Raw genomic sequence first — 14,381 nt, 5'->3', positions numbered from 1 at the left:
TACCTCCAATTTTTTCAAAACACCCATTATTTTCTCGAAATTTGCGCTAAAGTTGTGCATATAAATTAAAGTGTCGTTACTTCAATTTACTGCTATTTAGTAGTTTGCACAACTTTCTTCAAATGCACCACGGGTTTATATTAATAAGGGAATATTACTGTCTAGGAGAAATGAGTATGGGGAATCCATGGAATACCTTCTAAAAGCAGAGGAAATTAGTAAAGAGTATCCTGAATATAAAAAAGAACTCAATAGATTTATATATAGTAATTTATCAAGTATGTATGCTAAAACAGGTAGTATAAATAAAGGATTGTATTATAGATTGAAAATATTGAAAGATACTATATATGTGAAATCGCATTTAGAAAGAGCAAAGATTTATAATAAACTAGGAGCATATCACCATAAATTAGAAGAGTCAATAGATCAAAAACAGTTAGATGGAATTGATAAAGAAGATTCATCTTATTATTATCATCATAAATGTTTAAAATATGCATTGAAGTATAATGTTAAGGCATATAAAAGAATGGCATATTCAAACCTTGGTAACTATTTTAGAGTTAGAAAAAATAGAGACTCAACTGTTTATTATTATAAAAAAGCAAGAAAAGAATATATAGAAAACCCTAAAGAAGGTGATCGAGTTAGTCGTAAATGGACAGAAAAACATAATGCCTTGATTTTATTTTATGAAGGAAAAATAAATGAGTCTATTACTATTTTAAGAAGAATTGTTAATGATAGTTATATTAAAAAAAGAAATAGTGAAGTAGTATATGATCTTAAAATAGAAGTATGTCGTGATTTGGTTATGAATTACAAAGCCATAAAAGAATATGATAAGGCTATAGAAGTTTTAGAAAAGATGAATAAGTATACAGCATCTTATTATAAAGATGTACTAAAAGAACAAATGCAAGAATTAGATATCGCATATAAAACCAAAGAAAAAGAAGCATCTATTCAAAAACTAGAACAAAAAAGTCAAGAACAAGAAGCAGTAATACGTGAACGCACTATCATTACATTGGCTTTAGGAGGTGGTTTAGTACTATTATTAGGAATAGGGATTTTATTTTTTAGACAACGAAAACTACAAACCAAATACGAAACAGCAAATCTCGAACAGCGTTTATTACGTTCACAATTAAATCCACATTTTATCTTTAATGCCTTAAATACAGTAAGTGGGTTAGCACATCAAAAATCTGAACAAACAGTACCGTATATTGTAAAGCTTGGGAATTTAATACGCTTGGTATTAAAGAACTCTAGAGAAGAATTTGTAAGTGTAGCAGATGAGGTGAGAGCAGTAGAAGATTATCTAGAATTACAATCTAATTTTTCACAAAAGTTCCAATACCAATTAGCAATACAAGAAACTATTGATACAGAAGAGGTATTGGTACCTCCTATGTTTGTACAACCCTTTGTAGAGAATGCTATTAATCACGGAATCATAAATAAAGAAGATGGAAAAATACATGTTGATATGATACTGGATCAAAAGCAAAAACTATTGACATGTACTATCGAAGACAATGGAGAAGGATTTAAAGGCAAAAAAGAAAAACAATTTATAGAAAAAGAAGCATCTTATTCTGGAGATATATTAAAAGATCGTTTAAAGATATATGCAAAATCAATGCATAAAAAAGCGAGATATACAATAGAAGAAAAAGAAGAAGGCGGTATAAAAGTAACAGTGTATCTACCTTATATTCTTGATGTATAATAAACATATATAGACAACGATTTCAACATACAATTTTATATCTTTGTCACTTCAATAAATGGACATAAAAAATACGTTGCAATGCAAGACGGAATATACGCAAAATTCAATACTACAAAAGGTAGTATTTTAATAAACCTAGAATATCAAAAAACACCAGGTACAGTAGGAAACTTTGTAGGATTAGCAGAAGGACAAATTGAGAACGATGCAATTCCTCAAGGAAAACCATATTACAATGGATTAAAATTCCATAGAGTAATAGCTGATTTTATGATTCAAGGAGGAGATCCTCAAGGATCTGGAGCTGGTGGACCAGGATATAAATTTGATGATGAGATTCATCCAGATTTAAAACATGATGGACCAGGAGTGTTATCTATGGCTAATGCAGGACCAGGAACAAACGGAAGTCAGTTCTTTATTACTCACGTAGAAACACCATGGTTAGACGGTAAACATACTGTTTTTGGTAAGGTAGTAGAAGGACAAGATATAGTAAATGCTGTTCAACAAGGAGATGCTATTGATTCTATAGAAATTGTAAGAGTAGGTGCAGAAGCAGAAAAGTTTAATGCAGTAGAATCTTTCAGACAATTTAATGGTGCTAGAGCAGAACGTGAAGCTGCAGCAAAAAAAAAGTCGGAGGAATTATTAGAAGAATTAGCAGCTGGTTTCGATAAGACAGAAAGCGGATTACGTTATAAAAAATTCCAAGAAGGTAATGGTGTACAAGCAGAAAAAGGAAAAACAGTTTCTGTACACTATAAAGGGAGTTTACCAGATGGAACTGTTTTTGATTCTTCGTATAAGCGTAATCAACCTATCGATTTTCCATTAGGAATGGGACATGTAATTGCTGGATGGGATGAAGGTATCGCATTATTACAAGTAGGAGATAAAGCTCGTTTTGTAATTCCACCACATATTGGATATGGAGCAAGTGGAGCAGGAGGAGTAATCCCACCTAACGCTACATTAATTTTTGATGTAGAATTAATGGATGTAAAGTAAGACTGTAGAACAGTATAAAATATAAAACCTCTAGAAGATTTCTTCTAGAGGTTTTTTTATAGTCATCTTTTATAAAGATATTATTTCCATTTGATATTACAACCAATACTAGGCTTTTGTATTGTGTCGATTACGGTATCATGAAGAACAGCATCTAAAGCAGCTCTTAAATCTTTTCCAGTCACAGGAATTCCGTTACCAGGTCGAGAATCATCTAATTGACCTCTATATACCAGTTTTAAATCAGCGTCAAAGAGATAAAAATCAGGAGTACAAGCAGCGTCATAAGCTTTGGCTACTTCTTGAGTTTCATCATATAAGTACGGAAAACTATAGGCATTCTCTTGAGCTGTTGTTTTCATAAGATGAGGTGAATCTTGAGGATAATTTACAACATCATTACTACTTATAGCAACAAAACCAATTCCTTGAGATTGATAATCCTTAGCAAGTTTTGCGATTTCTGAGTTTACATGAATAACAAAAGGACAGTGATTACAGATAAACATTACCACAGTTCCTTTATCACCTTTACATTCTTGCAATGTTATATCAGTATCGGTTAAAGTATTAACAAGATTAAAATCTGGCGCAATAGTGCCTAGAGGTAACATATTTGAAGGTGTTCTAGCCATAATTATAAATTGAATTTTTAATCAAAATTACGATAATAAGCCCAACTGATAAAAGAAGAAAGAGGACTTAACAACATTTTATGTATCTTAATAAGATCATAATTTATATTAAAATGAAAAGTTTACAAGATTGGTTTGATGAATATGCTGTAAGTCATCAACATCCTATAAATAAAAAGATTCATTATGTATGTGTGCCTGCAATTTTTTTCTCGATAGTAGGATTATTAATGAGTATTCCTAATGCATCGTTGATATCGATTACCGGAATCTCTAATGCACTTTATGTTAATTGGGCCGTGATTGCTTTAATAGTAATTATGTTTTTTTACTTGAGATTATCGTTGAGTATGAGTTTAAAAATTTTTGTGTTTAGTGTTGGTTGTATACTCATTAATCACTGGATAGGGACTCAAGTATCTTTAGGACTATTTTCTTTAACCGTGTTTATTATTGCTTGGGCAGGACAGTTTTATGGACATAAACTTGAAGGAGCAAAGCCATCATTTTTACAAGATTTACAGTTTTTATTGATAGGCCCTGCTTGGGTAATAGCACAATTATTTAGTATTAAAAAATGATAGATAAAAAAAATCCTCTTTATTAAGATATAAAGAGGATTTCCATTGTTAATATATTAGAAATTACATTTGTTTGCCAAAATAAATAGCATTCATCAGTAATTTATTGGTACCATACCAAAAAGCTCTAAAGTTGGTGTTATCAGTAAATAGAATAGCATGTCCTCTACCATGTCTTTTTACTTTAAAAGGAACAGTATTTTTAAGTAGGTCTAAGTTAGACGAACTAATATATCCGCTCAATAAAGGAGCATCTGTATATTGTATAGGATTGTTATAACTTTGATCGCTGGCTTTTATAAATAAAGAAGTATTTCTAAATAAAGCGATATGCTCGTTTTTATATCCAAAGTTGATAGGATGTGAGCGATCAATACGTGCATTAAATATAGCACCACCGATTACTTGAGCTCCAAAATAATCTCTTTTTTGTTCGAAAGAAATATTTTTTGCAGTTCTTTTTGCAGTAGAAAAGTCTAGATTCATAAACTTATGTTCGTTAAAGAAACGAGCAGAATTTCTATAACCTATCAATGTACCACCATTCAATACCCACTGATTTAAATGCTCAACTTCATTTTTCTGAAACGGTGAGTAATTGTTTACCAAAATGATATGTGTATATCTAGAAAGATCTTTTTGAGTAAAACGGTCAGTATCCAATTTTGTAATAGGAATATTATAACGTTGATCCATAAGATGCCATACTTCTCCAGCGTCATAAGAAGTAATACCATTACCTACAATAAGACCGATATGAGGTTTTGTTAATGCTCTAAACTGATTACTTCCTAAATCAATACCCTGGGTTAATCCTGTATTTACTGGAGTAATAGTGATATGATTTTCTTGCGCTACTTTTTGTAAAAAAGCAGCAAGCTGAGGAGTATCTAAAGCTTGATTTTGAACAGGAATCATAATAGTTCCATAATCATATGATTTTCCTTCTAGAGTAAAAGGACGCATTCCTACTTTTGCACGTAAACCTTTATCTAAGATTTGATATAAAGCTTTAGGACTGTAGTACTCATGCCATTCCATAAGATACGCATAGTCACTTTTTGAAACAATTTTAGGGGTAAAGAAAGATAAGTTATTGACTTCGTTACCAGCATTACTCATAGCTACATTTGTAGCATGATCCATATTAAAAGCTAGAGGAAAAGTCCAAGCAGATACATCATAAAATAAACTATCTTGAAAACTTGTTCTACGTTCAAAAATAGCTTTAATCAATCGGCTTTGACGTTGATTTTTAGGAACGATATAACTATGTGATTTGGTATATTTTTTTCCATCTATAGTCATATCATTTTTTAATTCATGAAAACGAATTTGATGACGTTTAAGGATTTCTGCAAGGTGATAAGTACTAGCGGCATCTTTATGATTACCAAAAATATAAGCATCTTTAGTTTTTTCTACTTCCTTCTTAGCATTTTTATAAAAATCGTTTTGATACTTTAAAATCTCAGAACGCATATTCTTTGCTGCCTCCAATGTGGAAAGTGTAGCTGTAAATTGATTTCTGATAGTAAAAGGAAATCTAAGAATACCATTATCCGTTTCTTGAGCATGACCTCTTGAACTACCTTGCTCAAATAAAATACCAATACCACCATTAATATCAGGGAAAGTAGAACCTTTACCATAATAAAAATCATCAAAGTTCTCTTCTGTATAATATAAAGAACCAATTTTATCTAAAGCTTTTACATGAAAATTACCAATAGCTTTAGTCAATTCTTGATTTAATTTAGGTGTTAGAGGATGTGTACGTGATTGTACTCCAGGTTGAAAGAAAAAAGTACTATGAGAACCCATCTCATGATGATCTGTTAAGATATTGGGATACCATTTATGAAAAGTAGTAATACGAGCTCTTGATTCTGGTAGCTGTACAGGTAACCAATCACGGTTCATATCAAACCAATAGTGATTAGTTCTACCACCAGGCCATACTTCACTGTATTCACGATCTTGAGGATCTGTACTTATATTTTTACTTTTATTTGTATTTGCCCAATAAGAGAAGCGCTGTAATCCATCTGGATTTAGAGAAGGATCAAATAAAATAACAGTGTGATTTAATAAATCGTCTATTTTTTGTCCTTGGGCTGCAGCCAAATAGTATGCAGAAACTAATGAAGAATTAGAACCACTAGGTTCATTACCATGAATAGAAAAACCTTGATAAACAACAATAGGCATAGATGCATGATTTGAAGATTGATCACTTTCTACATTAGAGATATGTTGTTTTCTAATCGTTTCAAGATTAGCATGATTAGCTTCAGAAGTAATGGTCAATAACAGTAACGGACGATCTTCAAATGTTTTTCCACGATCTTCAAGAGTAATCCTTGGTGAAGCTTTGGCAAGTGCTTTCATATAAGTCACCAATTGATCATGGCTTACATGCCATTTACCAGGAACATAACCCAAAACATCTTGAGGTGTAGGGATATCTTGGTTATAAGTAACATCTTTGGGTAAATAATATTCTATAGATATATCGTTTTGAGCAACGACTATATTTTGAATTAGAATAAGAAGAAATGCATAAAAGTATTTCATTGTATAGTGATTAAGATTCTTTTTGAAATATAAAAAAACCGCTCCATCTAAGAGGAGCGGTTTGCATAAATTTAACTAATCTAAATGTTTTAGATTAAATATCGTCAAAGCTTACATCAGTGAAACTTCCTGTAGAAGCACCTACAGTTTCGTGAGAATCTTGATTGTAATTCTTTTGGAAATCTTTTTGGTGACGTTCGCTAATTACTTCTTCACCTTTTTCATTAATGATATAATCAGTCATTTCATTTAGGATTTCAGTGAAACCAGCGAAGTCTTCTTTGTATAGATAGATTTTATGTTTTTTATAATGAAAAGATCCATCATCATTAGTGAACTTTTTGCTCTCTGTGATTGTTAAATAATAGTCACCAGCTTTTGTTGCACGTACATCAAAAAAATAAGTTCTTCTACCTGCTCTTAAAACTTTTGAGAAAATTTCTTCTTTCTCCATCAATTCATTATCGCTCATAATTCCGTCTTCTTAATTAATTAGTTCGTAATGTTTGATTCAAAAATCTAAAAAAAATATTATCCAAACAACTAAAAAATTATAATTCTTTCTCATTTAGCTGTTTTAAGTATAAATCTTTATAGTGACCTTCTTTGTTTATAAGTTGATTATGAGTGCCTTGTTGGATGATTTGACCGTTTTCTAAAACAATGATTTTATCGGCATTTTTAACCGATGACACTCTGTGACTTACAATAAAAGTGGTCTTATTTTTGGCTAATTTGTTAATATTTGTTAAAATTTCTTCTTCAGTTTCAGTATCTACAGCAGACAGACAATCGTCAAACAAAAATATAGCAGGTTCTTTGATTAATGCTCGTGCAATAGAAACTCTTTGTTTCTGACCTCCAGATAAGGTAATCCCTCTTTCTCCTAAAATCGTATCGTAACCTTTATTAAAATTAGCAATGTTTTGGTGAACAACAGCATTTTGGGCAGCAGCATAAACTTCTTCATCTGTAGCATGTTCTTTACCAAATTTAATATTGTTCATGATTGTATCACTAAATAAAAATGCATCTTGAGGAACATAACCTATACTATCTCTTAGATCATATAGATTGAGTTGATCAATTGGAGTACCATCAATGCAAATTTCTCCAGAACTCACATTATATAAACGTCCAATGAGGTCTAAAATTGTAGACTTACCAGAACCAGTTTTTCCTATAATAGCAATAGTTTCTCCAGGAGATACTTCAAAAGAGATATTTTTTAGCGCTGTGATTTGTGTATCATCATAACGATAAGAGACATTTTTAAAACGAATATTTCCTGTTACAGGAGTATGAGTAGTTATGGTATTTACTACATGAGGTTCTTGTTTTAAGAACTCATTAATACGTTGTTGAGAGACTTCGGCTTGTTGTACAATAGAAGTAACCCAACCTACAGTTGCTACAGGCCAAGTAAGCATATTAACAAAAATAATAAACTCCACAATGACTCCCAGATCTTCAATAACTCCTTCTGTATATTGTTTACCACCTATATAAATAACCATAATATTACTTACTCCGATAAGAAGAACCATTAAAGGAAAGAATAGCGCTTGTACTTTTGCTAAATCTATATTCTTATTTCGACTTTCTTCAGATAAAGTGGCAAATTCTGTACTTATGCTAGGTTCTATATGATAAGCTTTGATTACTGAGATGCCGCTAAAGGTTTCTTGAGTGTAAGTAGTAAGCTTTGATAGGTATTCTTGTACTATGGTACTGCGTTGATGTATGGCAACGCTAAGTTTATAAATAGAAAAAGATAAAACAGGTAAAGGAGCTAATGTATATAATGTTAATGTAGGAGCTATACTTATCATATAACTTATAACTATAACAAATAAGGTGAGTGTATTAATACTATACATAATAGCAGGTCCTAAATACATACGAACTTTAGAGACATCTTCGCTTATGCGATTCATAAGATCACCAGTTCTATTGTTTTTGTAAAAAGTAAGACACAGTTTTTGATAGTGTTGGTATACTTCATTCTTTAGATCAAACTCAATATAACGAGATACTACAATAAAAGTTTGTCGCATTAAAAAAGTGAAAAAGGCAGCTACAAGAACAGATCCAAGAATTAAAAAGATATTAAGAATCAATTTACTCTTTACAATAGCTATATCTGTTACTTCGTTATTGATGTAACGACCTACAATATCAACAGAATCCCCTACAAATTTAGGTACAGCAATTGTGAAAATTCTAGCAGTTATGGTGATGATAATACCTATAAGAAGGCGGTATCTGTATTTAAAAAAGTATTTATTAAGATGGCGTAAAGCACGCATAAAGTATTAAGTATTAAAAGGTTTGTCTTAGTATATTCCTATAAATCGTCAATAAAAAATCGTAAATTAATAAAATAAGTGTATTTTTACGCACCGATTTTGGTAATTATATAATTTCTAACATATTAAAATAATATAAATAATGGCCACAGATGTACTAACAGCAGAACAATTAAAAAAAGAAGCACCCGTATTCGGTCAGTTATCTTTTGATAATCATGAGCAAGTAGTTTTTTGTCACGACAAAGATACAGGTTTAAAAGCAATAATTGGGGTGCATAATACGGTTTTAGGTCCAGCTTTAGGAGGAACTAGAATGTATAATTATAGTACAGAATGGGATGCATTAAATGATGTATTGCGTTTATCACGTGGAATGACATATAAGTCTGCGATTACAGGATTAAACCTTGGTGGAGGTAAAGCTGTAATTATCGGAGACGCTAAAACACAAAAAACGCCAGAATTAATGAAGCGTTTTGGTGAGTTTGTTCATACTTTAGGAGGAAAGTACTATACTGCAGAAGATGTAGGGATGGAAACATCTGATATGGATACAGTAAGAGAAGTGACTCCTTATGTAACAGGAATTTCTGAAGCTAAAGGTGGAGCAGGAAACCCATCTCCTGTAACTGCATACGGTGTGTATATGGGAATGAAAGCTGCTGCCGAGTTTAAATATGGAACTAATAAACTAGAAGGTAAGCGTGTTGTTGTTCAAGGTATAGGACATGTAGGAGAAGAATTAGTACGTCTTACAGCAGAAGAAGGAGCAAAGGTTATCATCACTGATATCAATCAAGAGCGTCTAGAAGAAGTAAGTTCTAAATATGGTGTAGAAATTTACACAGGAGAAGATATCTATACAGCAGATATGGATATTTATGCGCCATGTGCTCTAGGAGCTACTGTAAACGATGCTACTATTGGTAAATTAAAAGCTCAAATTATTGCTGGAGCTGCAAATAACCAATTAGCAAATGAGAATATCCACGGACCTTTATTACAACAAAAAGGTATTGTGTATGCACCAGATTTCTTAATTAATGCAGGAGGAATCATTAATGTATATGCAGAGATCGAAGGGTACGGTAGAGAAGAAATCATGAAGAGAACAGAAAATATCTACAATACAACATTAGATATTTTAAATAAAGCTAAAGAAGAAGGAATTACAACTCATGCCGCTTCTTTACGTAAAGCTGAAGAAAGAATAGCAGCTAGAAAAAAAGAAACATTAAGCTAGAAGAGATAAAAAATAATTTTATTTTTGCAGAGCGAAAGTACAATACTTTCGCTCTTTTAATTTTAAAAACGGTTCTTTGTAATTTATGTTAACCAGAAGACATATTCGAGTAAAAGTAATGCAATCGCTCTATGCTATGGAGCAAGCTAATAGTGACAACCTTGATAAAGAGAGAAAGTTCCTACTACACAGTATGGATCAAATGTATGACCTACTTCTAGTTAACCTGCAATTATTAGTAGAGATTCGTAAACACGTAGAAGACTTTATTACTAAAAGTCAAAACAAATTTCTAGCGACTACAGAAGAGAAAAATCCAAACCAAAAATTTATCACAAACGACGTTTTTCAATTATTGGAAGATAATTTTCCTTTAAAAGAACAAGTTGAACGTAAGAAATTGAATTATTGGGAGCTTGACAATGAGTATATAGTTATTCTTTGGAATGAAATTAAGGAAAGTGATATTTATAAAAAATACATGAGTACTAATGAAAGTTCTTTTCAAGAAGATAAGGAATTTGTTATCGAAATCTTCAAAGAAATAATCGCTCCTAATGATAAATTATACGATTATATAGAAGATAAGCGTTTAACTTGGGTTGATGACGTACCAGTAATCAATACGACTATAGTTAAGTTTTTACGTAAAATTGAAGAAAGTAGTGATGAGCATATGCCATTGCCAAAACTTTTCAAGGATTTTGAAGACAAACAATTTGCGTTAGATCTTTTCAGAAAAACAGCATTAAATAGTGTAGAATTTGAAGCAGAAATAGAAGGAAAGACACCAAATTGGGATAAAGATAGAATTGCCGAATTGGATAAAATCAATATAAAAATGGCAATTTGTGAGTTCTTAAAATTCCCGTCAATACCAGTAAAAGTAACTATTAACGAATATTTAGAACTTTCTAAAGAATATAGTACACCTAAAAGTAGTATATTTATCAACGGTATATTGGACAAAATTTCCAAAGAATACAAACAAAGTAATAAATTAAATAAAATGGGTCGTGGACTCATGTAATTTAAAAAAAGTAGTAAATTTAACCCTTTCAAAAATTAAAAACTCAAGTAATGAAAAAAGGAATCTTAATTCTAGCCGGTGTTATTGCTTTTGCATTCACATCATGTAAAGAAAATGCAGCAGAAAAAGTAAAAGAAGAAAATGTAGCTAGTGCAGCAGAACGTGATGCAAAAGAAGCTAATTTCCCAGTAATGACTTTTGCTGAAGTTGAGCATGACTTTGGAACAATTAACGAGGGAGATGTTGTTGAGCACAAATTCTCATTTACAAACACAGGAAAATCTCCATTAGTGATTGTAAGTGCAAAAGGAAGCTGTGGATGTACAGTTCCAGAATGGCCAAAACAACCAGTAGCACCAGGAGCAACAGGAGAGATGTTAGTTAAATTTAACTCTAATGGAAAACCTAACGCTCAAACTAAGACTGTTACTATCGTAGCAAACACTGAAAAAGGTAAAGAAACGATCAAAATTAAAGCATTAGTAACTCCTAAAGCTAATCCAGCAGCAGGAGCACCAGCAGCTCACTAATAATATATGGATATTCAAAGTTTACTTCCTTTTGTCTTAATGTTTGTGGTATTGTATTTTTTTATGATACGTCCACAAATGCAAAAAGCTAAAAAGGAAAAAGAATTTGCTAACGCATTAAAAAAAGGTGATCGTGTAATAACTAAAAGTGGATTACATGGTAAGATTTTTGATCTTAGCGAAAAAAATAATACAGTAATTATTGAGACTGGATCAGGAAAATTAACTTTTGATAAATCTGCTATATCAATGGAGATGAGTCAAAAATTAAATGCTCCAGCTCCAGAAAAGAAAAAATAAGCTGTAGCTACAAAAGATAAAAAGAGCGATAATTTATAATTATCGCTCTTTTTGTATATCAATAAAAGGATTTAACTTTTCATAGTAACAATACGTTGTGGTAGTGGAGCATCATAACTAGCAGCTCCCAAAGCTTCAACAATTTGTTGACGAGTATCCCAGTATACATCCCAATAGGTTTCGCAACTAGCATAAGGCAACGCTAATAACTCAATCCCATTTGCACCTAAATTATTAACGGCAACTCGAGGAGCTGGTTCTTTTAATACATTAGGATCATTTGATAAAACATCCAGTACAATTTGTTTTGCCTTCTTAATATCTGCACCATATTGAATCCCGAAAGGCATATCTACTCTTAAATTTCCTATAGTAGTTAGATTTGTAATCGTGCCAGAAGTAATAGCACCATTAGGTATGATTTCTGTTTTATTTTGAAAGGTTTCAAGGATAGTTACAAAGACAGAGATTTCTTTAACAAACCCCAATTTACCACCAGTTTCGATAAGATCACCAACTTTAAAAGGTCTAAAAATTAATAGCATTACTCCAGCAGCCATATGTCCTAGTGATCCATTAAAAGCGCCACCTATAGCTAAACCTATAGCAGCAAGTAAAGCGGCAAAGGTGGCAGTAGGAATACCTACTATTCCAGCAATGGAAATGAATAATAATACTTTTAGTAAAAAATTTACAAGTGTAACAAGGAAAGGTTTTAACGTGTGATCGATTTTACTTTTGTCAAACGCTTTGGTAATAGCTTTCATAACCATTTTAATGATCCATAAACCAATGATTAGAGCAAGTATACCTCCTAGAATTTTTAGACCATATTGACCTATACCTGCTTGAATAGAATAGTAAAAGCCGCTCAAAGAATCCATAATAGTAGTTCCTGTAGCTGTAGTAGCAGCAACTGTAGAATCTAATACTTGACTTGTAGTGTTTTGCATAATAAAAAGCTTTAGTTTGATTATTAGCAATACAAGTTACAGTTTTATTTAAAGGAAAAGAATAATGGTTTTGTTTTATTGTGTTGTAAATGTGTTTGTTATGGTTTTATGGTGGTGTGATTATGGTAAATATATAATTGTAGTTTTTGAGTAAAATAATACCATAAGAAAAAAGAAAAGCAGGTCTTAATGACCTGCTTGTTTATATAGAGAAGGTTTATTTATGCATTACGTTTTGCAGTAATTTGAGCAATATTAACAATTACTTCTATGGCTTTTTGCATGCTTTCTACAGGAACATATTCATATCTTCCATGAAAATTATGACCACCAGCAAAGATATTAGGACAAGGTAATCCCATAAAACTAAGTTGAGAACCATCAGTACCACCTCTAATAGGTTTAATAATAGGAGTAATACCAGCTTCTTTAATAGCTTCTTCTGCAATATCAACAATATGCATCACTGGTTCAACCTTTTCTCTCATATTAAAATATTGATCTTTAATCTCAATCTCAACAGTATCGACACCTAGCTTTTTGTTGATATCATCAGCTATATTCTTCATAAATTGTTTACGCTCTTCAAAGTGAGTACGATCGTGATCTCTTATAATATATTGTAAAGTAGTATGATCGACTTCACCTTTAATACTATATAAATGATAGAAGCCTTCACGACCACTAGTCTGTTCTGGAGTTTCTTCTCTAGGTAAGGCATTGATGTATTCTTGAGCGATATACATACTGTTAATCATTTTCCCTTTTGCATAACCAGGGTGAACGATTTTACCTTTAATAGTAACAACAGCTCCTGCGGCATTAAAGTTTTCATATTCAAGTTCGCCAATTTCGCTACCATCCATCGTATAAGCCCAATCAGCTCCAAATTTTTCTACATCAAACTTATGAGCACCTCTACCTATTTCTTCATCTGGAGTAAAACCAACACGTATCTTCCCGTGTTTGATTTCTGGATGTTGAACTAAATATTCCATTGCAGAAATAATTTCTGCAATTCCGGCTTTATCATCGGCACCTAGTAGTGTAGTTCCATCGGTAGTGATTAATGTTTGTCCTTTATATAATAATAGGTCTTCAAAATAATCAGGTGATAAAACTATGTTTTGTTCTGCGTTTAATACAATATCCTTTCCATCATAATTTTTGATGATTTGAGGTTTGACATTAGCTCCAGTAAAATCTGGAGTAGTATCAAAATGAGAAATAAAGCCTATAGTAGGTACATCATGAGAAACATTAGAAGGTAAAGTAGCCATGATATAAGCATTCTCATCTATAGTAACATCTTCAAGACCAATAGCTTTTAGTTCTTTTACGAGTTGATGTGCTAGATCCCATTGTTTTTTTGAACTAGGAGTAGTCATACTATTAGGATCACTTTCGGTATCTACAGTAACATAACTTACAAATCGATCGATGAGATTTTGTTTTGAAATCATCT

General features: G+C 31.8%; 13 protein-coding genes. 7 read left to right on the top strand and 6 right to left on the bottom strand.

What is annotated here, in order from left to right; all coding sequences use genetic code 11:
• The first annotated feature begins 187 nt into the window (after positions 1 to 187).
• Both ACYEKI_RS16815 and ACYEKI_RS16810 read left to right on the top strand, forming a co-directional pair.
• On the top strand, positions 188 to 1,741 hold the full coding sequence (locus ACYEKI_RS16815) for a sensor histidine kinase (protein WP_459212369.1): 1,554 nt from the start codon (positions 188 to 190) through the stop codon (positions 1,739 to 1,741).
• A gap of 81 nt (positions 1,742 to 1,822) precedes the next feature.
• On the top strand, positions 1,823 to 2,755 hold the full coding sequence (locus ACYEKI_RS16810) for a peptidylprolyl isomerase (RefSeq protein WP_459212368.1): 933 nt from the start codon (positions 1,823 to 1,825) through the stop codon (positions 2,753 to 2,755).
• A gap of 80 nt (positions 2,756 to 2,835) precedes the next feature.
• On the opposite strand, the gene ACYEKI_RS16805 is transcribed toward ACYEKI_RS16810, so the two are convergent.
• On the bottom strand, positions 2,836 to 3,390 hold the full coding sequence (locus ACYEKI_RS16805) for a thioredoxin family protein (RefSeq protein WP_459212367.1): 555 nt from the start codon (positions 3,388 to 3,390) through the stop codon (positions 2,836 to 2,838).
• 113 nt (positions 3,391 to 3,503) lie between these two features.
• Here ACYEKI_RS16805 and ACYEKI_RS16800 point away from each other — a divergent pair, with 113 nt between their 5' ends.
• The gene (locus ACYEKI_RS16800) at positions 3,504 to 3,971 is read left to right on the top strand and encodes an Mpo1 family 2-hydroxy fatty acid dioxygenase (protein ID WP_459212366.1); all 468 of its coding nucleotides are present in this window, start codon (positions 3,504 to 3,506) and stop codon (positions 3,969 to 3,971) included.
• A gap of 63 nt (positions 3,972 to 4,034) precedes the next feature.
• Here ACYEKI_RS16800 and ACYEKI_RS16795 read toward each other — a convergent pair whose 3' ends face one another.
• The 3 genes from ACYEKI_RS16795 to ACYEKI_RS16785 all read right to left on the bottom strand — a co-directional run bounded on the left by ACYEKI_RS16795 (position 4,035) and on the right by ACYEKI_RS16785 (position 8,857).
• Positions 4,035 to 6,548, bottom strand: a complete 2,514-nt coding sequence (locus tag ACYEKI_RS16795; protein WP_459212365.1) for a M14 metallopeptidase family protein — start codon at positions 6,546 to 6,548, stop codon at positions 4,035 to 4,037.
• 94 nt (positions 6,549 to 6,642) lie between these two features.
• The gene (locus ACYEKI_RS16790) at positions 6,643 to 7,020 is read right to left on the bottom strand and encodes a PUR family DNA/RNA-binding protein (protein WP_459212364.1); all 378 of its coding nucleotides are present in this window, start codon (positions 7,018 to 7,020) and stop codon (positions 6,643 to 6,645) included.
• Between the two features lie 79 nt (positions 7,021 to 7,099).
• Positions 7,100 to 8,857 (bottom strand): ABC transporter ATP-binding protein, encoded by a 1,758-nt coding sequence (locus tag ACYEKI_RS16785; RefSeq protein WP_459212363.1) that lies wholly within the window; start codon positions 8,855 to 8,857, stop codon positions 7,100 to 7,102.
• A gap of 142 nt (positions 8,858 to 8,999) precedes the next feature.
• On the opposite strand from ACYEKI_RS16785, the gene ACYEKI_RS16780 reads away from it, so the two are divergent.
• The 4 genes from ACYEKI_RS16780 to yajC all read left to right on the top strand — a co-directional run bounded on the left by ACYEKI_RS16780 (position 9,000) and on the right by yajC (position 11,963).
• Positions 9,000 to 10,103, top strand: a complete 1,104-nt coding sequence (locus ACYEKI_RS16780; RefSeq protein ID WP_459212362.1) for a Glu/Leu/Phe/Val dehydrogenase dimerization domain-containing protein — start codon at positions 9,000 to 9,002, stop codon at positions 10,101 to 10,103.
• A gap of 118 nt (positions 10,104 to 10,221) precedes the next feature.
• Positions 10,222 to 11,133 (top strand): transcription antitermination protein NusB, encoded by a 912-nt coding sequence (locus ACYEKI_RS16775; RefSeq protein WP_459212361.1) that lies wholly within the window; start codon positions 10,222 to 10,224, stop codon positions 11,131 to 11,133.
• A 50-nt stretch (positions 11,134 to 11,183) separates the two neighbouring features.
• Positions 11,184 to 11,663: a DUF1573 domain-containing protein gene (locus ACYEKI_RS16770; RefSeq protein WP_459212360.1), complete on the top strand. Its 480-nt coding sequence runs from the start codon at positions 11,184 to 11,186 to the stop codon at positions 11,661 to 11,663.
• 6 nt (positions 11,664 to 11,669) lie between these two features.
• A complete protein-coding gene (gene yajC / locus ACYEKI_RS16765) occupies positions 11,670 to 11,963 on the top strand; it encodes a preprotein translocase subunit YajC (protein WP_459212359.1) in 294 nt (97 codons plus the stop codon).
• Positions 11,964 to 12,034: 71 nt separating this feature from the next.
• Here yajC and ACYEKI_RS16760 read toward each other — a convergent pair whose 3' ends face one another.
• Both ACYEKI_RS16760 and pepT read right to left on the bottom strand, forming a co-directional pair.
• A complete protein-coding gene (locus tag ACYEKI_RS16760) occupies positions 12,035 to 12,916 on the bottom strand; it encodes a mechanosensitive ion channel family protein (RefSeq protein WP_459212358.1) in 882 nt (293 codons plus the stop codon).
• Between the two features lie 221 nt (positions 12,917 to 13,137).
• Positions 13,138 to 14,379: a peptidase T gene (pepT, locus tag ACYEKI_RS16755; protein WP_459212357.1), complete on the bottom strand. Its 1,242-nt coding sequence runs from the start codon at positions 14,377 to 14,379 to the stop codon at positions 13,138 to 13,140.
• Positions 14,380 to 14,381 lie beyond the last annotated feature (2 nt).

Source organism: Aquimarina rhabdastrellae (genome assembly GCA_947387485.1).
GTDB lineage: Bacteria > Bacteroidota > Bacteroidia > Flavobacteriales > Flavobacteriaceae > Aquimarina.
This window is presented reverse-complemented; position numbering and strand designations above follow the sequence as displayed.